18 protein-coding genes and 1 pseudogene are annotated in these 24306 nt (G+C 62.3%); 6 read left to right on the top strand and 13 right to left on the bottom strand.

What is annotated here, in order from left to right:
- Window positions 1-232: 232 nt before the first annotated feature.
- Entirely contained in the window at window positions 233-2029 is a 1797-nt protein-coding gene (locus tag ACTHNE_RS11830) for an alpha/beta hydrolase family protein (protein ID WP_440269350.1), read from the bottom strand.
- A 320-nt stretch (window positions 2030-2349) separates the two neighbouring features.
- Between ACTHNE_RS11830 and ACTHNE_RS11825 the strand changes: the two are divergent.
- A pseudogene (locus ACTHNE_RS11825) lies at window positions 2350-2640 on the top strand (IS5-like element ISCARN85 family transposase); the annotation flags it as partial.
- A gap of 354 nt (window positions 2641-2994) precedes the next feature.
- Here ACTHNE_RS11825 and ACTHNE_RS11820 read toward each other — a convergent pair.
- From ACTHNE_RS11820 to ACTHNE_RS11810, 3 genes are all read right to left on the bottom strand, one after another.
- Window positions 2995-3987 carry a DedA family protein/thiosulfate sulfurtransferase GlpE gene (locus ACTHNE_RS11820; protein ID WP_440269349.1) on the bottom strand — a complete coding sequence of 331 codons (993 nt, stop codon included), beginning with the start codon at window positions 3985-3987 and terminating at the stop codon, window positions 2995-2997.
- A gap of 164 nt (window positions 3988-4151) precedes the next feature.
- Window positions 4152-4895, bottom strand: coding sequence for an aquaporin Z (aqpZ, locus tag ACTHNE_RS11815; protein WP_440269348.1), 744 nt, complete (start codon window positions 4893-4895; stop codon window positions 4152-4154).
- Window positions 4896-5171: 276 nt separating this feature from the next.
- Entirely contained in the window at window positions 5172-5540 is a 369-nt protein-coding gene (locus ACTHNE_RS11810; protein WP_324937006.1) for an HU family DNA-binding protein, read from the bottom strand.
- Window positions 5541-6535: 995 nt separating this feature from the next.
- On the opposite strand from ACTHNE_RS11810, the gene ACTHNE_RS11805 reads away from it, so the two are divergent.
- Entirely contained in the window at window positions 6536-7432 is an 897-nt protein-coding gene (locus ACTHNE_RS11805; RefSeq protein ID WP_440269347.1) for a glycosyltransferase family 2 protein, read from the top strand.
- Window positions 7433-7469: 37 nt separating this feature from the next.
- Here the strand turns inward: ACTHNE_RS11805 and ACTHNE_RS11800 are convergent, their stop codons facing one another.
- From ACTHNE_RS11800 to ACTHNE_RS11785, 4 genes are all read right to left on the bottom strand, one after another.
- Window positions 7470-7805, bottom strand: a complete 336-nt coding sequence (locus ACTHNE_RS11800; RefSeq protein ID WP_324937010.1) for a hypothetical protein — start codon at window positions 7803-7805, stop codon at window positions 7470-7472.
- A 96-nt stretch (window positions 7806-7901) separates the two neighbouring features.
- Window positions 7902-8357, bottom strand: a complete 456-nt coding sequence (locus ACTHNE_RS11795; RefSeq protein ID WP_440269346.1) for a GNAT family N-acetyltransferase — start codon at window positions 8355-8357, stop codon at window positions 7902-7904.
- Between the two features lies 1 nt (window position 8358).
- Entirely contained in the window at window positions 8359-8706 is a 348-nt protein-coding gene (locus tag ACTHNE_RS11790) for a tRNA-binding protein (RefSeq protein ID WP_324937014.1), read from the bottom strand.
- On the bottom strand, window positions 8703-9992 hold the full coding sequence (locus tag ACTHNE_RS11785; protein ID WP_440269345.1) for an NAD(P)/FAD-dependent oxidoreductase: 1290 nt from the start codon (window positions 9990-9992) through the stop codon (window positions 8703-8705). The genes ACTHNE_RS11790 and ACTHNE_RS11785 overlap by 4 nt, the downstream gene beginning before the upstream one ends.
- 116 nt (window positions 9993-10108) lie before the next feature.
- On the opposite strand from ACTHNE_RS11785, the gene ACTHNE_RS11780 reads away from it, so the two are divergent.
- Both ACTHNE_RS11780 and ACTHNE_RS11775 read left to right on the top strand, forming a co-directional pair.
- Window positions 10109-10387 (top strand): DUF1902 domain-containing protein, encoded by a 279-nt coding sequence (locus ACTHNE_RS11780; RefSeq protein ID WP_440269344.1) that lies wholly within the window; start codon window positions 10109-10111, stop codon window positions 10385-10387.
- A gap of 3 nt (window positions 10388-10390) precedes the next feature.
- Window positions 10391-10588: a type II toxin-antitoxin system HicA family toxin gene (locus tag ACTHNE_RS11775; protein ID WP_440269343.1), complete on the top strand. Its 198-nt coding sequence runs from the start codon at window positions 10391-10393 to the stop codon at window positions 10586-10588.
- A gap of 12 nt (window positions 10589-10600) precedes the next feature.
- On the opposite strand, the gene pbpC is transcribed toward ACTHNE_RS11775, so the two are convergent.
- The 4 genes from pbpC to ACTHNE_RS11755 form a co-directional block, all read right to left on the bottom strand.
- Window positions 10601-12979, bottom strand: a complete 2379-nt coding sequence (pbpC, locus tag ACTHNE_RS11770) for a penicillin-binding protein 1C (protein WP_440269342.1) — start codon at window positions 12977-12979, stop codon at window positions 10601-10603.
- 186 nt (window positions 12980-13165) lie between these two features.
- Complete coding sequence (locus ACTHNE_RS11765; RefSeq protein ID WP_440269341.1) at window positions 13166-19252, bottom strand: alpha-2-macroglobulin family protein; 6087 nt, start codon at window positions 19250-19252, stop codon at window positions 13166-13168.
- A 274-nt stretch (window positions 19253-19526) separates the two neighbouring features.
- Window positions 19527-20159 (bottom strand): Vgb family protein, encoded by a 633-nt coding sequence (locus ACTHNE_RS11760; protein WP_324942515.1) that lies wholly within the window; start codon window positions 20157-20159, stop codon window positions 19527-19529.
- Window positions 20160-20458: 299 nt separating this feature from the next.
- Entirely contained in the window at window positions 20459-21685 is a 1227-nt protein-coding gene (locus ACTHNE_RS11755) for a helix-turn-helix domain-containing protein (RefSeq protein ID WP_440269340.1), read from the bottom strand.
- A gap of 94 nt (window positions 21686-21779) precedes the next feature.
- Between ACTHNE_RS11755 and ACTHNE_RS11750 the strand changes: the two genes are divergently transcribed.
- Complete coding sequence (locus tag ACTHNE_RS11750) at window positions 21780-22547, top strand: DUF899 domain-containing protein (protein WP_440269339.1); 768 nt, start codon at window positions 21780-21782, stop codon at window positions 22545-22547.
- A gap of 76 nt (window positions 22548-22623) precedes the next feature.
- Complete coding sequence (locus tag ACTHNE_RS11745) at window positions 22624-23382, top strand: DUF2182 domain-containing protein (protein ID WP_324946590.1); 759 nt, start codon at window positions 22624-22626, stop codon at window positions 23380-23382.
- Window positions 23383-23502: 120 nt separating this feature from the next.
- Here ACTHNE_RS11745 and ACTHNE_RS11740 read toward each other — a convergent pair.
- On the bottom strand, window positions 23503-24306 hold an 804-nt coding region (locus tag ACTHNE_RS11740), incomplete at its 5' end, for a UTP--glucose-1-phosphate uridylyltransferase (protein WP_440269337.1).

Raw genomic sequence — 24306 nt, 5'->3', positions numbered from 1 at the left:
GCGGGCATGCGTCACGGTGCGCTGCAACGTAAAAAAAATAGCGTTCGGAGCGTGAAATTAAGGTACGCAAAAGCCTGCGGTGGTTGTTATCGGCGCAATATTCGGGTGTGGCGGAAAGTAGGCTGGGGCTTCGCTCCAGGCTCGCTTCAGGACGAAACCTGACGTCGCCCTATGCATGGCGGCGTCGGGTTACGAATCACGGACTCCGGTCTCCCGTGGAATGGCGGCCCGCTCAGTTCACTTGTACGCCAGGCCCTATATTTTTTTTGAGAAAGCTCTGCACACGCTTGTACATGTCCACGAGGTTCTCTTCCTTGTAGAAACCATGCCCTTCGTTTGGCCTGGTCAGCCATTCATACGGCTTGTGCGCAGCATCCAATGCGGCACGCATGGCCTTGGCCTGCGCAAAGGGGGCGCGTTCATCCGCCTCACCATGAATCAGCAGCACGGGCACATCGATCTTGTCGGCGAGTTTGTCGGGTGAATTGGCCGCCAATTCGGCAGCATCCTTGCCAATGGCCTGCTGCAGATAGTTTCTCCCTGCCTTCCGATCCTTGATATCGCCCTTGTCGTACATCATGGAAAGATCGTAAATGCCCGCTTCGCCGATCGCGCATTTGAACAGGCCGGGCGCGCGAATCACGGTCATCATCGCCGAATAGCCGCCAAAGCTGCCGCCGTAAACGCAGACGCGCTTGGGATCCCCGTAGTGTTGTGCTTCAGCCCACTTCACTCCGTCGATCAGATCCTGCTGAATGCGCGTTCCCCATTTACCATACCCAGCGTCGACGAACCCAGGGCCGCGACCGCCCGATCCGCGGTAGTTGACCTGCAGAACCAGATAGCCGCGGCTTGCGAGGAACTGCGCATCCGTATCGAAGAACCAGCTGTCGTGGATATCGAACGGGCCACCGTGCGGCATCAGCACCATCGGCAGATTGTTCATGGCAGCACCGCGTGGCACGGTAAGGATCGCTTCCAGCGGCATGCCGTCGCTGGCGGTGAAACGCATGGGCACGCGCGACCCCATTTTGTCAGGATCGATGTTTGCGTTCTGCGAGAACAGTTTCGCTACTTTCCACGCCTTTCTGTCGAGCAGGTAATACGTGCCAGGCTCGCGATCACTGCTGACCTCAAAAATCAATACGGTTCCGTCCTCGCTGTAGCTGGAAAAACTGACGAACTCGTTTGGAAATTTGCCGAGGAGCACTTGATAAATCTGCGCCAGCGGCTGATCGCCGTTGATGACGGTCGGAGTCGGAATGCCGGTGACGGGCGCAGCGGCGATAGGCTGGTTTTGCGGCGTCCACTGTACGTAGCCAATGCTGCCAAAGTCGTCTTTGGCCAGCAGTTGGGTCTGGGTGCCGTCCGCGTTCGTTTGCACCAGCGACAATGGGCCGCCCTTAACACTGGTACTTGCATACAGGTGCTGTTTGTCTTGCGAGAAAGCGATGGGTTCGAAGCGATCCCCGTGCTCTGCGCTACCAAGCTGCGCCCATTGGCCGTTCTGCAAGCGGTAGACGACGTAATTATTGTTTATGTCCAGGCCTTGCGCGTAGCGCACCTTGCCATCCGGATCCAAGGTGAAGTCCATGTCGCCGACATTGATCTGGCCGATCAGATGGCGCACACCGTTGTCGGCATTGACATCGTACAACCAGGTATTCTTCTCGTCGTTCCACATGTATGTCTGCATGTAGAAATGGCCGTTGGCTTTCGACGGCAAGCTGGCGACAGTGCCATAGCCATCGTCGGCAACGCGCTCCAGGCCACCACGCCCGGTTATGCCCCATTCGCGATTGAACATGGGCTGGACCCGCTTGCCGTCCGCGTCGGCCGCGACGATTTCGCCCAACCGCTCCGGACGATCGAGTGAACCCACGAACTTGGCCAGTTCGACTACCAGGCGCTCGGACGCAGTCCACTGGATATCGTACGGAAGCTGATGAAAGGGTAGCCGCAAGCTTTTCGGGTGGTTCATGTCATCGAGGTGGTAGACCAGCACGGCATGGTCTTCGCCCTGCTCCATGGCTACCGCCAGATACTTACCGTCAGGCGAAAGCCTGGGCATCGAAAAGCTGCTACGGCGCGCAAACGCCTCCACCGGCACTTGGTCGCCAGCGACGGCAACGACAGGAATCAGCAAACACAGCACGGCCGCGAAGGCACGCGTACGTCCATTCTTCATGTTTTATTCCCCTGTGCGCGCGAGATGAGATTTTCGCCAGTCTAAATAGAATTACGCCTCTCCAACGAAGGCCATACATCCAAGTCTTCCGTGGGTATATCAATTCGTAGAACGCGTGACATTAGAGACTTTATGGATGCTTAGACTATAAGGAGTGAGTGGAGCCGTTGCATCTTTTGATGGACAAGGCCTACGAGGGCGACGAGACACGTCAACTGGCACTCGAGCTAGGCTTTATTCCCGTTGTTTCACCCAAGAGCAATCGTCTTGAGCCGTGGGAATATGATCGAGAAATGTACAAGCGTCGTAACGAGGTGGAGCGGCTGTTCCGACGTTTGAAAGGGTTTCGTCGCGTCTTTTCCCGATTCGACAAACTGGATGTCCTGTTTCTTGGCTTCGTCCATTTCGCGCTCATCGTCGACGGGCTCAAAGGTAGTGTTAACACGCCCTAGGTTACCTACCAAATCGATTCCATATTGCGACAATCGTCAATACCACACCTCCCCCCAAGAACGTCATAAACGTCCCAAACGACGTCGAACATCCGAATGATTTCATGCCGCCACCATAGTGGCATCCTACGGGCTGATTTAGGAGCGACAATCCGTAGACAAAAAAAATGAGGCATGCAACTGCAAGCACAAGGAACGTTAAAAATATGAAAACAATAGGATTCTTCATTTAGTATATTCAAACCAACTTTCTTTCGCTGTCTTGAGGAGACTTGACCAGGGGCAATCGCTTAACACCATAAATCCCGAAACGACGAGCCGCCGCCGTTCACGCATTTCGGTGACTAACTTTTTTTACGAGGCGTGCCCTGACATCATCGCCGCATCATCCACAACCACCGGCTGCGACTGCGCCAGGTGTTCGACGGCATATCCCGCATCCGCCCATGCATCCAGGCCGCCCAGCAACGGGCGCACCTTGCGGTAGCCCAGCACCATCAACCCCTTGGCGGCTTTTGCGGCGGAGACTTCGTTCGGGCAACTGCAGTAGATCACTACGTCCCGGTCGATCGGCACGTGATCCAGTTCCCGCTCGACACTGCCCAGGTTGATCAGCAGCGCGCCGGGTATCACGCGGTTATCGGCCAGGCGCGATGCCTGCGAGCGTATGTCGACCACCACCGGTGCCTCGCCTTCCTCGACGAGCCGATGCAGTTCGTCCACGGTGATGCGTGCGAGACGCAGGGACATCAGCAGGCGTTTGCGCTGCCACCATTTCACGATGACGTAGGCGAGCAGCAGTGCAAACAATACTTCCACCGCCACCGTGCCGGCGCTGGCCAGGGCGAACAGCACATAATCGATTTGCTGCGAAAACACGTAGCCCAGGCCGACCACGACGCCGATCCAGAGCAGCGAACCCAGGGCGTCGAACAGCACGAAGATATGCGGTCGCAGTTTCATGGCGCCCATCAGCGGCGGTGCGATGGTGGAAAGGCCCGGCACGAACTTGGCGATCAGCAGGATCTGCCCGCGCCAGCGCTGGAAGCGCAATTCCGATTGCTTCACGCACGAATCGGGCGAGAGCGAAATGCGGCACAGCGTGCGCATCACCGAGGGACCAAGCCGGCGGCCAGCCCAGTACCAGGCGACGTCGCTGATCAGGCATGCAAGCAACGCCACCAACACCACCGTGGCCAGCGGAAGCTTGCCGACGGACGACAGCGCGCCGGCCACCACCAAGGTCGGCACGGCCGGCAACGGCAACCCGGCCTGCTCCACCAATACGTTGATGAAAACCAGCAACAAGCCGTATTCGGCAATCAGCGCGACGATCGCATGCGTCACCTGGGAACCCTCGGTCGGAACGAGTGCATCGTTGGGCCGAACGCGCTGGATTGCAAGGTTTTTGGCGGGCTCCGCGCAGGTTTTTTTGGGTTGGCGCAGAGACACCGCCGGACCCGACATGCCTGGGATGGTCATGCCGGGTTTCGGCTGCAACCTGGCGCAGGCTACGCGTTGCTTATGCCCGGCTGCGCAGTCGTGGTCAGGCTCGGCTTGGACACGTCCTCACCAAGCAGGAAGCGGAAGATCAGCCCGCCCGCCGCACCGCCGAGCAGCGGCACCAGCCAGAACATCCACAATTGCTGCAGCGCCCACGTACCCTGGAACACCGCCACGCCGGTGCTGCGCGCAGGGTTCACCGAGGTATTGGTGACCGGGATGCTGATCAGGTGAATCAACGTGAGCGCCAGGCCGATCGCCAGCGGGCCGAAGCCGGCCGGCGCGCGGCGGTCGGTGGCGCCGTGGATCACGATCAGGAACATCGCGGTAAGCACGAATTCGCTCACCACGCAGGCCTGCAGCGAATAGCCGCCCGGCGAATGCTCGCCATAGCCGTTGGAGGCGAAACCGCTGGCGGTGGCGTCAAAGCCGGGCTTGCCGCTGGCGATCACGTACAGCACCGCGGCCGCGACGATCGCGCCCACGACTTGCGCAACGATATATGGCACCACGTCCTTGCCGCTGAAGCGCCCGCCGAAAAACAGCCCCACCGTCACTGCCGGATTGAAATGCGCGCCGGAAATGCCCGCGCAGGCATAGGCCATGGTGACCACGGTAAGGCCGAAGGCCAGCGCCACGCCGGCGAAACCAATGCCCAGATTCGGAAAGGCCGCGGCCAATACGGCGCTGCCGCAACCGCCGAGCACCAGCCAGAAAGTGCCGAAAAACTCTGCACAGAGTCGTTTAAACATGGATTGTCTCCCATCGACAAAAGGGTTAGCGAAAACGCTACGCGTCTTTCTTGTGGTGCCTTATGCCCCCTCGCATCCACGCACGCAGTCCTGCGCATGCCGATGGATAGGCGGGTAAATACCACGCCTTTCGTTTCGATGAAAGAGATTGCCGCTTTGCAGCCGCTGCGTTGAGATTTTTCTCAACGCCAAACGTAAAAACGGGATGCGCCACTGGCGTGACGCATCCCGTATGGTTTGCAGGGCCGCTGCGTACGCAACAGCCTTAAGCGAAGATCAGAGCGCCGCGTCCTTGAGCTTCTTGAGCGGACGGATCTTGACCTTCACGGTGGCGGGCTTGGCGGCGAACCACTGCTCTTCCTTCGTGAAGGGGTTGATGCCCTTGCGCTTCGGCTTGGCCGGCACGTTGACGGCGGTGATCTTCAGCAGACCAGGCAGGGTGAACATGCCAGCGCCCTTCTTATGGATGGAAGCGTGCACAACACCTTCCAGCGCGGACAGAACGCCACGCACATCCTTGGATGCAAGACCCGTGGTCTCCGCCAGGTGCGCAACCAGACCGGACTTGCTCAATGCATCCTTGATCGGCTTCGGAGCTGCTGCGGCCTTGGATGCCGACTTGCCTTTTGCTGCCTTCTTTGCCATGGACTACCCCATCGTTATATGGATTGTTGAAATACGCCTTTCGGCGAGCGAAATGTAGGGGAAATTTGTGCCTTCGCCAACTGGTAAATGCAAAAAAAGCCCAAAAAGATGCATCCGGGCACACCCCGAAGCAGGAAAACCCCGGGAAGCAAGCTTTTTGCCAACCCGATCGGGGTTTATGGCGTGCAAAAAGATGGCGTGCGCTGGGCATTTTTTGAGCACTCCGTGCGGTATCGAAAGCCATCCCCCTTTGAGCCAATAGTCGTACGAGGCGAACCAAGCGAAGCGCGGACATGCCATGCGCGAGTGAAGCTGGATTCCCTTTGTGCGAGCTCTCCGGACATGGTCCGTTGCGTGCGGCTTCCTTCTCGCATCGTTATCCAAAACTTGGGAATGCGATGAGGGCATGAGCAGCGTGCGACGATTGCGGGTTGCGTTGTATGTCTGCATCCCTCTTCGCCCGAACCCTCAGCTAGGGCCTGTTCATTTCATGTTCGTTGCTCCGACGAACGCCGGGGTCCAGCGACTTCTGGCGCGTAATCCAGGTGCTCGATTTTTGCCTGCAAATTCAGTACTACCGATTCGTCATTCCAGCGAAAGCTGAGGCGCTTCACAACAGCGAAGCTGGTCAATCCAGTGCCGTTCACGCTTAGCAAGTCGCTGGATCCCAGCTTTCGCTGGGATGACGGGACATTTGTGGCAACCATCTCTCCGGCGGCAGAGAGCGTTCGTCGGTGACGAACGAGCATGAGACAACGCTCAACCTCATCTCTGATATGACCGCAAGTTCTCCGACGGCCAGGCATTTGCGCGATACACACGCATGACGCCCCCTAGACACCCCTTTCATTCCGCACTCACCGCAGCTGCCGTACAAACAACGGCACCTGCACAGGCGCCAGGAAGCGCGCGCAAACGCCACGGTGGCCGCCCGCAACCTGCAAAGGGAAGCCGCGCTCTCGCATGCCAGCGGCATGGCCCTGGAATTTCATCCGATGCCTTACGAAACGAAGACCGCAACCCGCGCGCCAGGCCCCAGCGTATCCGCCGTCAAGCGGGCTCCGGTGAGCGTTGTGGTGCCCTGTTTCCGCTGCGCCGCCACCATCGATGACGCGGTAGCGTCGATCGCTGCGCAGACCCTGCCCCCCGCCGAGGTGCTGCTGGTGGAAGACGGCAGCGGCGATGGTACGCTCGCCGCCTTGCATCGCGTTGCCGCGGCGTACGAGGACGGCTGGATCAAAGTGATCGCGCTGGAGGCCAACGGCGGCCCGTCGCGTGCGCGCAACATCGGCTGGGAGCGCGCCACGCAGCCTTATATTGCCTTTCTAGATGCCGATGACACCTGGGGCGCACGCAAGCTGGAATGGCAGATGGCGGCGTTGGAAGCCGATCCCGGCATTGCGCTGATCGCGCACCGGATGATCGTGGCCGCGCGCGGCACCCCTGTTCCCGAACCGCAAGGCTCGCCGCAGGCGCAGATCATCGGCCGAAGCCGCGTGCTGTTCCACAATCCGTTCCCCACCGCCTCGGTGGTGCTGCGCCGCGACCTGCCCTACCGCTTCGATCCGCAGGTCTGGTATTCGGAAGATTACCTGCTGTGGTCGCAGGTCCTGTTTTCCGGCCACCGCTGCGCCAAGATCGATCAGGTGCTGGCGATCTGGAACAAGCGCAGCCCGGGCCAGCACGGGCTCAGCGACAACTTCGCGGCAGTGCACAGCGCACGCCGCATCATGCGCCGACGGCTGTGGCGCGAAGGCTTCATCAGCTTTCCCGAATATCTGTTCACGCGTGCGGTAGGGCTGGTGGCACGCATACGTCGGGCATTGTTCAAGCCGCCCGGATTTACGCCCACGCCCGGCGTGGCCTCGCAGCGTCACGCATTGAAGCCGTAAGGTTAGGCAACACTGATCCAGTGTTGCCTTAAGGCCGTCACTTCACCACATTGGCCTGGCTGTAGCCCATATACAGGCCGATCTTGTCACCGGCTTTCAGGCTCGCCATGGACGCGGGCGGAAAGTGCACGCGCAGCGCCATGCCTTCGGCCGTCACATCCACGATGCCGGTCTTGGGGTCCGCGGCGGTGACCGTGGCCGGCATGGTGTGCATGCCATGCATGTTGACCATGTCGTTGCCTTTGATGGCGTGCGCCATATGCGCACCCGCGCCTGGGGCGGAACCGGGCGGCGGTTCGTCCTGTGTGGACGCGATGGCCGCGCCCGCCAGCAAGAGCATGCACGGCAGCAGCGCGCACCTGATCGAATTCATACGCATGATGGCTCCCTCATGGTAGTCAAGTCGCCGTCACGAGTATGCAAGCGCCGATGTTCACGGAGCCTCAAGGATTCATGCTGGCGCACAGCTTCATGGTTCGCCTGCATGGAAGAGTGTCTTGACGTAGTAGTGCTGCGTCTTGCGCCGCACATAACCCATGCGCTCGTAGAACGGATGCGACGCATCGCGCAGCACGTTGGAACGCACGCACAGCGTGTCGAAACCACGCTGCTGCGCCCATTGCTCGGCGGCCTGCACCAGCAAGCGCCCTACGCCGCCACCGCGGTGTTGCGCATCCACCACCAGGCCCACGATTTCCACGCGTTCGCCGGACTCCAGCGTGCGGCGACGTTCGACGGCGATCCAGCCGAGCATATGCCCGTCGCGTTCGGCGACGGTAATGCAGTGATCCGGATGCGCGGTCAATACCGTCAATCGTTCGTGCATCGTCTCGACCGACGTCGCATAGCCCAGCTCGCCAGCCAGGCGTGCGACTTCGGCGGCGTCCTCCACGCGCGCCTTGCGCAAGAGGGGCGCTTTCGTCATATCAGGCCAACCTGGTGCCGTTCGGCACCGGACGCTCGACGGTGGTGATCACCACGCCTTGCTCGGTCGGGAAACCGGTAAGCAGGAATTGCGAGCGGAATGGGCCGATCTGCTTCTCGGGAAAATTGATCACGCCCACGATCTGCTTTCCAAGCAGCGATTCGGGCGTATACAGCGCGGCGATCTGCGCGCTGGTTTTGCGCTCGCCGTACGGCCCGAAATCAACCCATACCTTCCATGCCGGCTTGCGCGCTTCGGGGAAAGGCTCCACGCGGAGGATCGTGCCGGCCACGATCAGCACTTTTTCGAAATCCGCCCAGCTGATTTCTTCGCGTTGTTGTTCGCTCATCCTTCAAGGCTCCGCTTGAACCAATCGTTGAACTCCTGCCACCAATAGCTCGCCTGCGCACCCAACAGGCCGAAGGGTTTGTAGGCGTGGGCCAGGCCGTAATCGGCGAACTGTTTCCAGCCTTCGTCACTTTCGGCCATGGCCGCCGCCAACAGTTCGCCGGCGGCGCAAGTTGGCGCCAGGCCGTGTCCGCCGAACGCCTGCGCCCACCACAAGCCTTGGCCATCCGTGCCGATCTGCGGCATCTGATGGCGCGCGTAACTCATCAGGCCAGACCATGCGTAGTCGATACGCACGCCTTTCAAGACCGGAAAAACGCGCAGCAGGTCGCGCATCAGCACGCGCCGCACCGCTGATGCGGAGCGGTTTCGTACGGAGATCCTGCCGCCCCACAGCAGCCGGCGATCCGGCAGCGGGCGGTAATAGTCGAAGGCGAACCGCGTGTCGTATACGGCGGCGCGCGTTTGCAGGCATTCGTCGAGACGTTCGCCGAGCGGCTCGGTCACCATTACGTAAGTGGCGATCGGCAGCACCGAGCGGTCGATCTGCCGCCGCAGTCCGGCCAGATACCCGCCGCAGGCCAGCACCACCTGTTCGGCCTGCAATTCGCCTTGCGGTGTACTGATTCGCCAATGCGCGCCTTCGCGGCGCAAGCGCCAGACGTCGCTGTTTTCGTGCACGCGCACACCTTGCTGCGTTGCGGCCGCGGCCAGCCCGATGGCGTAGTTCAACGGATGCAGGTGCAGCGCATTGCGTTCGTAAAGGCCATCGAAATAGCGTTCGCTGCGCACCCGTTCGCGCAGTTCTTCCTGCGCCAGCCATTCCCAATGCACGCCGTAATGGTCGGCGAGCAGACGCTGGCGTTTGCGCAGCACGTTGGGATCGCGGAACCAGTTCGCCCAGATCACGCCCTGGTCGACCATGTCGCATTGCATGGCGTAGTGCGTGACGCGTTCGCGTATGCGCCGCACGGCGGCGGTGGTGAGATCGAAGATACGCCTGGCGCGCTCCGCACCCAACTGATGGTGCAGCGCCTCCTCGCCCAGCGAATACCCGCCGAACACGAAGCCACCGTTGCGGCCGGACGCACCGAAACCAATCTGCTCGCGCTCAAGCACGACCACGTCCCGCACACCGCGTTCGGCCAGACCCAATGCCGTATTCAGCCCGGCAAAGCCGCCGCCGATAATTGCCACGCGCGTTTCCTGCCGCCCTTGCAAAGGGGCATAAGGCTCGTACGGCATGGCCGTGGCGCGGTAATAAGACGGCACCGGGGGTTGCATCATGTGGGATAGGCCGGGCGGTTATGTTGGCGAGCATAACGCAGTTGGCGGGCTACCTGTCCGGCGTGTACGGATGCAGGTTCAGGCCTTGAAAAAAGGCCTGTGCTAAATTAACGCCCATGCCCCATGTCATCCACGCCAAGCGCCGCAACGCGGTGTTCCACGTCCAGGTCATCCATGCGCTCGCGCAAGACGAAAACGAGCGCACGATGTGGGTTGCGACCTGCGATGACTTGCATCTGGTCACCGAGCATGCCAGCTATGACGGCCTGATCGACCGAGTGTGGGAAATCGCCCCGGAACTGGCCGAATACAACCAGCCCGGCATCGATATTGCCACCATGCGGCTGCGGTTCGAGTTCGAGGACTCCGCTCAAAACCATCCCATCGCGCTGTAAGGCATGGGTTCCGGTTTCTACGCGCAGTTGCGCGAAATTTTGCTCGCTCACGGATGTGAGCGCATCCGCCAAGGAAAGGGGAGCCATGAAATATGGTACAGCCCCATCAACAAGGCGAGATTCCCGGTTGCGGTGACGGTGGAGAACAGGCACACCGCCAACGTCATCCTCAAGCAAGCCGGCATCAACAGGAAACTTTGATCCTCGCCGACGTTATTCGGCCAGCGTGATATCCAGAATCCGCTGATCCGCCAGTCCATGGTCATCTACCACCCGCACTGTATGCCGCCCTGCGCCGTGCGGCTGCCAATACATCAATTCGCCGGGCGCGCTGCGACCGACGTAGGCATCGTCCACGAACCAGTACAGCGCGCGCACGTCCGCATCGTTGGTGGCGGTGAACGGAATGCTTTCTTCAGCGAGCTGCTTCAGGCGCAAGGTGTAGGTGCTGCCGCGCAAGGGCGAGGTGATGCGCGGGGGCGCACCACTGATGCGTTCGTTGTCGTTGCAGGCCTCGTTCACAGGAGGCTTCCGGCGCGGCATGCCGGCCTGCTGGAACACGCGCTGCAAGTCCGAAGGCCAGAATTCGTATACCTCCACATGCGTGCGCTTGTCGTCGAACGGCGGACAGGCGGCCTTGCCGGTCGCATCGTCGATCACCACGGGGCGGTAGATGCTGTCGACGCGGATCGGCGATTTGCCGGGAATGAACCAGGTCATGCCGCGTTGTGGACACCATTGCGTAGGCAGGTTGCCGCTGGCCAGGCAGATCTGTACGCGCCGCAGGTTTGGCGGCATGGCGCGAATGGGCTCGTTGAGCGGCACGTGTTCGGCATTCATCGCATCGATGATCTGGAAGAACAGCGGCGCCGCCGCGTCGATGCCGACGAAGGCAGGGTTGCCGCTGCCGTCGAAATTGCCGATCCATACCACCAGCACGTAGGGGCCGAAACTGCCTGCCGTCCAGGCATCGCGAAAGGCCCAGGAGGTACCGGTTTTCCAGTACACCGGCAAACGTGTGCCCTGCATGTCCGCGGCATCGTCGGGGCGCGGGTTCTGGCGCAGGATGTCCATCGCCATGTAGCTGGCTTCGTCGCTGAGCAGGCGCGTTCCATCGGTTTTGGGATCATCCACGCGCAGGCGCAAGGGACGCAGTACGCCGCGATTGGCGAGCATGGCGTAGAGCCCGGCCAGCTCCTGCATGCTCACTTCGCCGCCGCCCAGCACCAGCGACAAACCGTAATGCTGCTCGCTGGCCATGCGGCTGACGCCGGCCTGCTGCAGGAAATCGAAAAGGCTGGGTTGATGCAACTGCGAGGCCACCCATACCGCGGGGATGTTGCGGCTGCGGATCAAGGCCTGCGTAGCTGTGATCGGCCCGAGAAAATTGCCGTCGAAGTTTTCCGGCGTATACGGGCCGAAGGCGGTGGGCACATCGCGCAGCACGGTCTGCGGATGCAGCACCCCCTGGTCGAAACCCAGCGCATAGATAAAAGGCTTCAGCGCGGAGCCCGGCGATCGCTTCGCCAGCGTGCCATTCACCTGGCCCTGGATGGCGGCGTTGCGGTAATCGGCCGAGCCCACCATCGCCTTGATGCCCATGTCGCGTGTATCGACCAGGATCGCCGCCGCATTGGCGATGCCGCTAGATGCCTTGCGCTTGATGTACAGCGCAATCTGGCGCTCCAGCGTGCGCTGTAGATCCAGATCGAGCGTGGTGGTGACCACGGCGCTGCGCGCTTCGCCATTCAGCGATTGCGCGGACAGAACTTGCTCCACCGCATGCGGTGTCTCGAACGGCAAACGGCTGAGCGGCCGCAGCGTCAGTGGCAGCGCGAACAGCGGTTTCAGGTTGGCATCGTGCGGATGTGTAGCCAGCCATGCCTGATACAGGCGATTGCGCGCATCGGCCAGGCCACTGCTGATCAATGCGCTGCTGCCGCCCTGCCCGGCCAGCAAACGGCGCGAGGGATTCTGTGGAATCACCGCCAGCGTCAGCGCTTCGGGCAGCGAGAGCTGGCTGGCCGGTTTGCCGAAGTACACCAGGCTTGCTGTGGCGATGCCCTGCACGTTCGAGCCATACGGCGCGAGATTGAGATAGGCCTCGAGGATCTCGCGCTTGGAATGGAACAGTTCCAGCTGCATCGCGCGCGCGATCTGCCGCAGCTTGCCCAGGGGGGTGCGCGTGTTCAGTCCCCACAACAAGCGCGCGAGCTGCATGGTGATGGTGGAACCGCCCTGCGGCGAACCGTGCCGGATGTAGGTGATCCACGCGCCACGCAACAAGCCGTACGGGTTGACGCCGGCATGCCACCGATACCAGCGGTCTTCATGCAGCAGCACACCATCGACCAGTTGCGGCGAGATGTCTTTCAGTGGCACCCACAGGCGATATTGCTGGTCGCTGGCGAGCGTCAGGCGCAGCAGATGGCCTTTGCTGTCGTAGACCGCGGTCGATGAGGGCAACCAGCTGCGCAGCGGTGGATGCGGCCACAGGCGGCAGCCGGCGAGTATGGCGAACAGCAGCAGCGCTGCCATGAGCCAGTTTTGCCATCGCACGATCCAGCGATGGGTGATGTGCAGGAGTTTCATGGGTGCAGCCAGCTCAATCTGCACGCGCGCGGGAAATGGCCCCCTCCCCTGCAAGCAGGGGAGGGCTGGGGTGGGGTTATGCAAGCTTGCCGCACGGCAGTCATTTCCCGCGAGGTTGCTTCACCCCACCCCAAACCTCCCCTACAACACGTAGGGGAGGGAGCAACATCTTCGGCTTCGTTACGCTCAAGGCTTCGCCACCACCTTCAACGACAACCCACCCGCCGAACGCGCCTGACAAGTCCGGTCATACAGCGATTCGGCATACGCCGGCGGCACTGCGAACGTACCCGCGTTGGTGGCACGGATCCGATACACGAATTGCCGCACGTCCGGCGTCGCCTCGCCGTAGATCACCACGCGATCCTCGCGGATATCCGCGTATTCCGGCTGCCAGGTCGAGATCCCCAGGCCGATCGGCGAACGCCATGCCTGTGGTGGACTGGCGTTGCTGTCGCCGTTTGCGTTGTCGCTGGAAGCGTCATCGCTCTGCGGTGCGCTGACCGCGGGCGGCGGTTCGATCACCGGTTCGAAACCGCCGGGCAGCAGGTCCACGATCGCCACGTTGCCGACCGCATCGCTGCCGGTGGCACGGATCTTCACGTGCACGTCGATCTCTTCGCCCAAGGTGATCGCGTCCAGCGGCTTGCCTTGCGCATCGGTGTACTCGCGAATGATCTCGATGCCGTTGGCGATCGCCTTGTCCGGCTGCACGCGGTCGTAGCCGCTCTGGCTGGCCACGCGCCAGGCCGGCAGGTCGCTCTGGTTGAGGAAGCGCAGCTTGGTCGCCGCCGCGTCCCAGCTACCGGCCTGCAGCAGGTTGCCCTGCACGCTGGAGATGGTCTTGGTGCTGCCGTCGGCATGCACTTCCTGGATGCCCAGCTTGTCCAGCTCGGCGCCGTTCTGGCCGGCGTAACTGTCCAGCGCCAGGATCGTCATCGACGACGACAAGGTATTGTAGTTGTCGTGCGCCAACGGCCAGGCAATGTTTTCGAACACGCGCGCCGGCAGCGCTTTTGCGCGCTCCGGGAAGTGCCGCGACAACAGGTACAGCACGCTCGCATCGCGCACCAGCGGATCGTAGTAGTAGCTGTAGACGAACTTGTCGTCCTGCTTCGAGCGCGTCAGCACCTGCTCGGGGCCCGCCATCAGGCGATTGGCTTCGTCGTCCTGTTTGAGCAGCTTGTAGGAAGCGGCCAGCCATGCCGCGGCCAGGTCGTTCTTCCACACCTTCGGATACGCTTCCTGCAGGCGCTTCTGGATCGACGCCAGCGCGTTGGTGGTGACGTTGCCCTGGCGCGTCAGCAGATACGCGGCATAGGCGCGCTGGCGCAGTTGATCCAGCGAATCCATGCCATCGTTGGCGGCCAACTGCTGCAGGTATTTGTTGCCGGCATCGAGCATGTCCTGCGGCACGACGGTGCCACGATCGCGTGCCTCCAGCATGAAGTTCATCGCATAGGCCGATACGAACGGCTCCGAATCGGGCGTGGCCACCCAAAGGCCGAAACCGCCTTCGCTGTTCTGGCGTGCATGCAGCACGTCCAGCAGCTTGGTGATGGCCTCCTCGTTGCTGATCTTCTTGGCGTCTTCGCCGCCGAAGGCCGGTTGCAGCGCATGTGCGAACACCGGCACCTGCGGCCACTTGGCCACGATCAGGCGCGGCATCGCCATGCTCACCACCTGCTCGCTGCAATAGTGCTGGTAGTTCACCAGGTAGCTGGTGATGCCCTGCGCCAGCACGATCGGCAACGGTGAGATTGCCGCATCGCGCGCCGCGTACGCATCGAACATCTGCCGCAGCGGCGACAGTTCCGACTGGCTGCGCGTGAATACCTGGCCGACATCGACCTGGGTACGATACGCCGCTGCCGGTCGCACCGACACATCCACTGCCTGGCGCGCGGATTTGCCGGCATATGCTGCAGTGAAAGCGAGATGGCCGGAGCCGAGTTTGTCGGTGGCCTTGACGCGGAACTTCACCACGCCTTCATGCATCTGGGCCAGGCTCACGTTCTGCGTGGCCGCACCGACCACTTGCAGTTGCGGTCCGGTTTGCAGCGTGACCGCCACCGGCACCGGCTTGCCGCCCAGGCCGGTGAGGTTGTTCGCCACGCCGACGCTCACTTCGGTTTCGTCACCCGGCGCAAGCGTGGTCGGTGCGTTGAGTGAAAGCACGAAATCGCCGCGTACCGTGGTTGCGCCTTCAAAGGTGCCGACGCGATCCGGCGATACCGCCACCGCCATCACGCGCAGCTTGCCGTTGAAGTAATCGGGCACGGTGTAGGTGAAGTCCTTGTCGCCATCGACATCGACGATGCCCGACCAGAACACCACCGGCTTGTCGCGCTTGCGCTTGAACGGATTGAGCTGGCGTCCGATCGCCGCATCGGCGTCACCGCCGGGCGCTGCCGACAAGGCCATCAGCTTTTCGAAATCTGGCAGGATCAGGTCGAGGATCTGCGAGGTCTGCACTTCCAGCATCTTCTTGCGGAAGAAGAACTTCAGCGGATCGCCCAGCTTGTAGCGCGCCACCTGCAGGATGCCTTCATCCACCGCAAACACCACCGCCTTGGCCGGATGCTCCGCATGCAGCTTGAAGGTGACGGTATCGCCCGGTTTCACCACGTCGGGCGAATCCACCTTGAGCACATCGCGGCGTGCATCCAGGTTCACCGAGAACGGCACCACACCGTAGCTTAGCGGGCTCATGAAGATTTCATCCGACGACGGATCGCGGATGAACTGCACGTTGATATAGCCGTTGCCTTCGAAATCCTTCGGCAGCGTGATCTGCTGCACCGAGCTGGTGGTATCGGCATGGAACCAGGCGTGCGCATACACCTTGTCGCGCTCGATGGTGATCAGGCCGCTGCCCGCATACGGTGCTCGGATGGAAATGTTGATGGTGTCGCCGGGGTTGTAATCGGCCTTTTCCAGATTGAGCTGCAGTTCCGCATTGCGGTCGAGCGAGCGCGAAAGGTTCGCGTCGCCCGCCACCGAGTAGCCCACGCGGTTCACTTCCACCCGATCGCTGCCGCGCAGGATCACCAGCGCGTAGTTGCCGGGTTTGTCGGTGGGCAGGATGTAATCGAACCCTCCGGCTGGAATGCTCAGCGGCTGCTCGCTGAGCTGGATTTCCTTGAGCTTGGATTCGTACTTGTAGACGCCCGAATCCTGCTTGGTCAGCACGGACACATAACGACGTTCGATCAATTGCGCCTTGAGTCCGTCCAGCTTGATCGACTTGGCCTGGTTGTCGATCGCCACCAGGTGCACTTTGCGCACGGCGTTGCGGCTGACGTAATCGAGCGCGTCGTCGCTGCGATAGCCGACCAGCCAATCGTTGCTCGACACCAGCGTTTGCGTGGCGGCGGCCACGCTGCGGCCACCTTCGGGCTCGTGCGCCTTGACCAGGAAATACAGCTGATAGGTCGCGTCGGCGTATTTCTTGAGGTCCAGATCGAATTCGGCGTGGCCTTTGTCGTCGGTCTGGCCGTCCTGCAGGTTTTCGTCGTAACCGTCCTTGGCGCGATGGACGTCGTAGAAGTGGTAATCGGGCCAGCTACGGAAGGACGGCCATGCCGGACGCAACGTCAGCGAGGCTTCGACGCGGCGATCTGCCGCCGGCGTGCCGAACAGGTTCTGCGCATCGACCAGGCCCTTGAGCCCGGTAGGTTTCACCCAGCCTTCGGCAACCTGGCTGGACAGCTTCGCCGTCACCTTCATACGGTCGGGCTGGAATTCCTTCACCTGTACGGTGGTGTTGCCGATCTGCGTGTCGGCTTTGCCGTCGCGCACGATGTAGAGGTTGATCGTCCAGGTGCCGGTCGGCGCGGTTTCGGCCGGCGTGTAGCTCAGCTCGCCGAAGCCGGAATCGTCCATCTTCAACGGCAATTGCTTCACCGTAACGCCGCGCGGATCGACCACTTCGGCCTGCAGCGGAATGCCGGCGACGTTGCGCAGCCAGCTGGCGGCGCGCACGATCAGGCCGATGTGCATCTCATCGCCCGGACGATAGATGCCGCGATCGGAGAACAGATACGCCGACAAGGTGCCCGGATTGACTGCGCTGGCTTCGCCGCCGATGTCGAAGCGCGAGTAGTCGAGCTGTCGGTCGGCGCCGCCGATCGGCAGGAACGATAGATCATCCGCCTTCTTCACCACGAACAGCGCCGGACGCTTCTCGCGATCCAGGCCCTTGAAGGTGGGGAAATGCACCACGCCATCGGCGCCGGTGTCCTGCGCGAACAGCGTCTGGCCGTTCACCGCCAACACGGAGACGTTCGCGCCCGCCACCGGCTGGCCGGTGCGGATCGATTGCACGAACACGTCCTCGCTGCCGTCAAGCGCATGCTTCACCAGCATGCCGAGGTCCGTGACCACGATCAGGCGGCTGTCCTGCGCGGAAGGACCGCCTTCTTCTTCGCCATTGCCGCTTTCATCGCTGGGCGTATCGCTGGAAGTTGCCGCCGACGTATCGGGCTCCGGATCAGGCTGCGCACCGGGCGGCGGCGGTGCGATGCCCTGCTTCGCGCGCGCTTTCGCCTTGGCTTCCTGCTCGGCCTGCTTCTTGGCCTGCGCCGGATCGAAATCGTACAGATGCAGCAGGAACACGCCACGCTTGCCGGACTGCAGATACTGCCCGAGGTCCACGCCCTCGTAATGCGCATGGGCCGGATCGCCGGCGGGGAATGCACGCTTGAGTTCGAAGCGGTCGACGATGTGTTCTTCGGTAAAGTCGTAAGGCAGTTGCGGATGCTTGTAGTCGCCCTGGTTGAGGCTGACCAGGTGTTGCAACTGATCCGGCAGCACGCGGCCGATCTGCAGGCGCATGCCGGCCATGTTGCGCGACACCACCGAGACGCGCTTGCTGCCGCTCAACGAAAGCAGCGAGCCGTCGGCCATGAAGCGCAGCAGCTTCGGATAATCCGGCACGGTGACGACCGCGCTCGCCGGTTTGCCGAGCACGTAGCCGCCGAAGGATTTCAGCCCTTTCTCTACGCGCACATAGATGCGCTGGCGCGGATTGGCGTGGAACTTGAAGCTCTGCAGCGCCTGGTAGTCGTTTTCGGTCGGCACCACTTCCAGCGGAAGCTTCTGCGATTTGCGCAGCACGTCCTCGCCGACTTCGCCGGCACTCCAGTCGTAGGCGGCCGGTTCTTCATTGTTCTCACCGTCCTGGCTGCCTTCCTCGTCGCTGCGCTCGGCGTTCGGATTGCGCTCCGGCAATACCCAGGCGTGCACCAGCGAGGCCAGGTCGCTGTCGCGCACGGCGCCGCTCAGGTTGACCACCAGCACCTGCTCGGGCTCGTATTTATCGTTGTCGACCAGGGTCGGGCTCACGTCGTCCACAGTGAGGCTGTATAAGCCCGGCACGCGCACGCTGGTCTTCAATTCGGCCTCGGTGCCGTTGCCGCCGCGCGCACTGCGCACGCCGCTGTCGAGCGTGAGCGCCACCGCGCCATCGTCGCGCGGCAGGTCCAGCGGTTGCGAGTGGATCCATGCGCGCAGCTTGTATTGGTCGTAGGTAACGCTGTACTTCAACGGCGTCGAGGAGCGATCGCCCTGCCCGGCCAGGCTCAGCGCAATGCGCTTTTCCAGTTGCGCCGGGTCGACCGGATAATTGAAGTCGACCGGAATGATGGTTTTCTTGGCGGTGGGGTCCTGTGGATCCTGGTAGAACTCGCCCTTGCCCAGCACGGCCTTGAACGGCTGTATGTCGAACTCGAAATGGTCATCGGCCATCAGCACGTGATGGGCGAAGGCTTTGGGAATGTCGAAGCGAATCTTGTAGTGCTGCCCGATCGGCCAGTCGGCGGCCGGCGTAAAGCGCAGCGTCTTGTCGTCCACCCAGGTCCACTGGCCGCTCGTCTGCGGCTGCATGACGATGCCGTCGGTCACTGGCTTGCCGACCAGCTCGATCGGCGCGGCGGAGGCCGAAAACGCGATCTCCAACGGGTGGATCGTGATCGGCAGCTTGCTGTAGTCCGTAACGTCCGGCGCTTCGACCTTCCAGGTGATGCGCACCGGTTCGTGGGGCCGTGGCCGATGCTTGTACCAATGCCAGCCGAACCAGCCACCGGCAATCACCGCCAGGCTGGCCGCCATCACGCCCAGCGTATGCAGGGGACGCCGCCGCGCGGCGAGCATCCAGCCCGGCGCAGACCAGCTCACCTGGCCAAGCAATGGGCGCAACATCCATCCCAGCGCGCTCAATACGCCACGCAGCAGCCGTACCGGCAACAGAAGCAGAAAACGCAGCAAATCCATAATGCTTTCCGAAGTTCAATCCGTTAATGGTCCACGGCAATACTTGCCGTGGCGTTCGCACAGCTACAGGGAGGCTCAGGCCGGATGGCATGAACGGCTACGAATGGAATTCCCCATGTGCATACTGCCAAGGAATCATGGCAGAGCGCCGCCGCAATTCTGGCATGAGTGGAAGCGTAAGGGCAGAAGGATGGCGAAGTGCTGTGGGGCTCGCTCAGAAAGTTCTATAAGCCACTACGCTAGGCGACACCAGCAACCTGCTCGCACCGACGCTTTACTTTGGCCGCAAAACAGCTCTTATCTTCCCGCTCTTACCACCCCCACAAAAGAACCGCCCCTCCTTATCGGATTCGAGCCCCGATACGCCTATGCCAGGCGGCATATCCAATCGCTCCAGCACTTCACCCGTTTGCGGATCGATCCGCCGCACGTCGCTCTCATCGCCTTCCCACGTGGCATGCCAGAGCTCGCCGTCGATCCAGGTGACGCCAGTGACGAAACGGTTCGATTCGATGGTGCGAAGAATTGCTCCGGTTTCGGGATCGATCTGGTGGATTTTGCGGGCTCGGTATTCACCTACCCATAGCGACCCTTCGGCCCAGGCGAGCCCTGAATCGCCGCCGCCTCCGGGCGCTGGAATGGTGGCGAGCACCTGGCCGGTGGCCGGATCGATTTTATGGATGCGATCTTCGGTGATCTGAAACAGATGCTGGCCATCGAACGCCGTGCCCGCATGTGCGGCGATGTCGATCGAGCGCTGCATGTTCCCGGTCGCTGGATCGAGGGCGTTGAGCTTGTCGCCGGCGGCAAACCAGACTTGTTGGCCATCGTAGGTCACGCCTCCGACCTGGTCGACGCCGGGAAAGGGGCCGTACTCGCGCAGAATCTGGGCTGCGGATCGTTTCATGGTTCTGTCCTGGTCAGTCGGTGATCGCCATCCTAGGGCCTGTTCGCACTATTGGCGTAGCCCGCGTTGTCATTGAGTGGCTGTCAGGTGGTAGTGCGTGGCGCAGCCTTGGCTGGCTGCCAAGGCAAGCCGCGCGCTGCCGCATGACGGCCACTCAACGACAACCCGAAGGGCCGGGTCTGTTTGCGCGCCATGCCGCGTCATCGCTCAGTCGTGTTCCGACGAACACACCCTCGCTCTTCCTTTCCTGGCGGGCAACAAGCTCCCCGCGCGGGCCACGCCAATAGTGCGAACAGGCCCTAGTCACCCGGCAACGGGCCTGGGAGTAACAAAATCGACGGAAAACCCGGTACCGGCGGCGTCATCCAGCGACGCGCAGGGCCGCGGCCGATCGCTTGCACCTTGCCGCTTGCCGCCAGCGCATCGAGCGCTCGCTGCACCGTGCGTGGGCTAGCACCCAGCGCCATCGACAAGGCCGAACTCGACCATGCCTCGCCGTCGGCGAGCAAGGCGAGCACGGCCGCATGCCGGTCTTCGACGGACGGCGCCAGCACGACCACCTCGCGTGCGTGGCGTGGCGTCAGCGCAAAGCCTCGTTCCGTCGCGCTTACTTCCGCCACCGTTCGCAGCATCGCACGCAGTCGCCCGACTTCGACACGCAAGCGCGCACGGTGCGATTCATCGGCGTGCCTGGCGCGAAAGGCGTGCGCGACAAGCATGCTTCTCGGTACATCGGCAGGCCAGGCTTCAGCCATGAGCCGCGCAAGCGTGAACAGGACCGGACGCGTGGCAAGCGAAATCGCCTTACCTGCCTCATGGATCACATGGCGGCATGCATCCACCACGAACGCCGGCGAAGTCAGCAACGCTTCGACCTCATCCAGCCGCAGCAGACGTTCTTCGCCGCGTGCGATCAGGCGTGCGGCGGGTGCGTTCAGTACGTGCGCGGCGCTTTCGACCTCCGCCATCAACGCGGGGATGCGCGCCACATGCGCCGCGTGCGCGGCCCGGTCGAGCGCAGCGCGTGCCCGTTGGGTTTGCAGACGGCGGATCGCGATGCCTGCCACGACCAGTTCGTGCGCGGCCCGCGACGCGGGTGGGAATGGCGTGGGGTCGAGTTCGGCCAGCATGTGTTCGGCGTCGTCTAGACGGCCGAGCAGGAGCAGACGGCGAACCTCGATATTCCGCGCGTGTGCGGCGTTGACGCGATCGCCATGCATTTCAAGCGTTGCACGTGCGGCTTCGAGCGCCTTCGCAGGCCAGCCCAGTTCGCGCGAGACCAGCGCGATTTCCGCCTCGGCCACGATGCACCTCGCCCGGGCCACTGCCTCTTTGGGACCGAATCCGCGCGCTGCCTTGCGCAAGAGCGCCTTGGCCCGAGCCAGGTCGCCGAGCTGCGCCATGGCGATGCCGCGCAGCGCGAGGCTGGGCGCATCTTCGCGCAAGGCGACCCGCTTCAGCGCGCCAAGCGGATCACCGGCGGCAAGTGCGCGCGCCGCGGCGGTGATCAGGGAGTCCATAGCCATCGCGCCACACTTGTCACTCCCACCCGTTCGGAGCCTAAGCGTCAACTATATCCCACGGTTAGACACCCGCTATTTCACGAACGGAGGAACGATCATGACCACGCATACGGTTGGAACACGCGAACAATGGCTGGAAGCGAGGCTGGAACTGCTCAAGGGGGAGAAGGAACTCACCCATCGCAGCGACGAGCTGGCGCGCCAGCGACAGGAACTGCCGTGGGTGCCAGTCAACAAGGGTTATCGCTTCGATACCGATGAAGGCGGAGCTTCGCTGGCGGACCTATTCGGCGGACGCTCGCAGCTGCTCGTCTATCACTTCATGTTCGGACCTGATTTTGCCGCCGGCTGCCCGTCCTGCTCGGCGATCGCCGATGGCTTCAACGGTATTGCCGAACATCTGGCGAACCATGACGTGATGCTGTGGGCCGTGTCGCGCGCACCGCTGGGGAAACTGCAGGCCTACAAGAAGCGTCTGGGATGGACGTTTCCGTGGGCGTCCTCGCTGGGCGGCGATTTCAATTTCGATTTCACCGTTTCCATCACCGAGGAACAACAGCGCGAGGGAAACTACGAATACAACTACCAGCGCGGCGGCCACGCGATGGATGAGACGGCGCAGTTCCCGCAGGTGGTGATCGATCACGCGCGCGCAAGCGGAACGGATGCGTTGTCCTACGTGCGCGAACGGCCGGGCATGAGCGCATTCGTGCTGGAAGACGGGGTTGTCTATCACAGCTATTCCACCTATGCGCGCGGCCTGGACGGCCTGTGGGGCATGTTCCAGTGGCTGGACCGGGCGCCCAAGGGACGCAACGAGACAGGCGTGTGGTGGCGCCGCCACGACGAGTACGGCAAGCGCTGACGCACTTTCCGGCCGGTGTCGAAAACGCGGTACCGGCTTCGTCGATCCCATGACCCTGCCGCATCGAGGCATTCCCATGATCGCCGCCCAGACTTCCGAACGCGCCTTCTTCGCCACCTCGGCGATGCTTTTCGCCATCAGCGCGGTGCTGACCATCGCCGGATGCGCATCCATGTCCAGCATGGATGCGATGCCGATGCCGGGTGGCTGGACGATGTCGATGACCTGGATGCGCATGCCCGGCCAGAGTTGGGGCGGCGCGGCGGCATCGTTCATCCTGATGTGGGATCTGATGATGGCCGCAATGATGCTGCCGTCCCTGGTGCCTGCGTTGCAGCGCTACCGCCAGACCGTGCGTGCGCGCGATGGCGTGCAGGTGGAACGGCTCACCATGCTGATGGGTGCGGGTTATTTCTTCGTATGGACGGTGTTCGGCCTGCTCGTGTTTCCGCTGGGCGTCACGCTGGCGGCGGTGGAAATGCGGTGGCCGGCCTTGGCGCGCGTCGTACCGCAGGCAGCTGGCGCGATCGCCCTGGTCGCTGGCGTATTCCAATTCACGCCCTGGAAAGCGCGGCAGCTTGCTCGGTGCCGGGAAGTACTGCGGCATGCGCACACCGGCAACGCGTGGCGGCAGGGCATGTGCCTGGGGCTGCATTGCTGCTTGAGCTGCACCAACTTGACGGCGATTCAGCTGGTGATCGGTGTGATGGACCTGCGCGCCATGGTGTTCGTGACGGCGGCGATTACGGCGGAACGGCTTGTGCCGGCAAGCAAGCTGGTGGCGCAGGCCATCGGCGTCATAGCGATCGGTGCGGGATTGGTTTTGATCGTCTAGCTCGTAGATTGGGGTGCAAACCCCAACATTTGCAATCTACCAGACGTGGCGATGTTGGGGTTTGCACCCCAACCTACGATCATCGCCCCAGCGAATGCCGGGACGATGTTTCGGCATAAATCAATACGACTTGGCGACTTCGCGCACGACCTTCGCCAGGCTCGGGTCCTGCATCGCCATATGCATGGTGGCGCGCACCAGGCCAGCCTTGTTGCCGCAGTCGAAACGGGTGCCTTCGAAGCGATAGGCGAGCACCTTGCCCTGCTCCGTCAACAGTGCTTCGATCGCGTCGGTCAGCTGGATTTCGCCGCCTGCACCCGGCTTGGTCTGTTCGAGCAACTGGAAGATACGGCCCGGCAGCACGTAACGGCCGACTACGGCCAGGTTGGACGGTGCATCGGCCGGCTTGGGCTTTTCGACCATATAGCGGATGCGCGCGCTGCGCTCATCGATCGGTTCGGCGTCGACGATGCCGTATTTGTCGGTCTGGTCGTGCGGCACTTCTTCCACCGCGATCACGCCGGCGGATTCGGATTCGGCCAGTTCCGCCATCTGGCGCAGGGCGCCCTTGCCGCGGTTCCAGATCAGGTCGTCGGGCAGCACCACGCCGAACGGCTCGTCGCCCACCACCGGTTTGGCGCACAGCACTGCGTGGCCCAGGCCCAGCGCCTCGGGCTGGGTGACGAAGATGGCACGCACGTGGCGCGGCAGCGTGCCCTGCACCAGGGCGAGCAGTTCGTCCTTGCCCTTTTCCTGCAGCTTCGCTTCCAGCTCGTACGCCTTGTCGAAGTAGTCGGCGATGGCGTGCTTGTAGCGATTGGTGACGAAGACCAGCGTATCGGCCCCGGCATCGACGGCTTCGTCGACGGCGTACTGGATCAGGGGCTTGTCCAGCACCGGCAGCATTTCCTTGGCGACCACCTT

The organism is Dyella sp. (genome assembly GCF_051954575.1).
In the GTDB taxonomy this organism is placed as follows: Bacteria; Pseudomonadota; Gammaproteobacteria; order Xanthomonadales; family Rhodanobacteraceae; genus Dyella_B.
The sequence above is the reverse complement of the archived record's forward strand: the minus strand, read 5'-3'. Positions and strand labels throughout refer to the sequence as shown.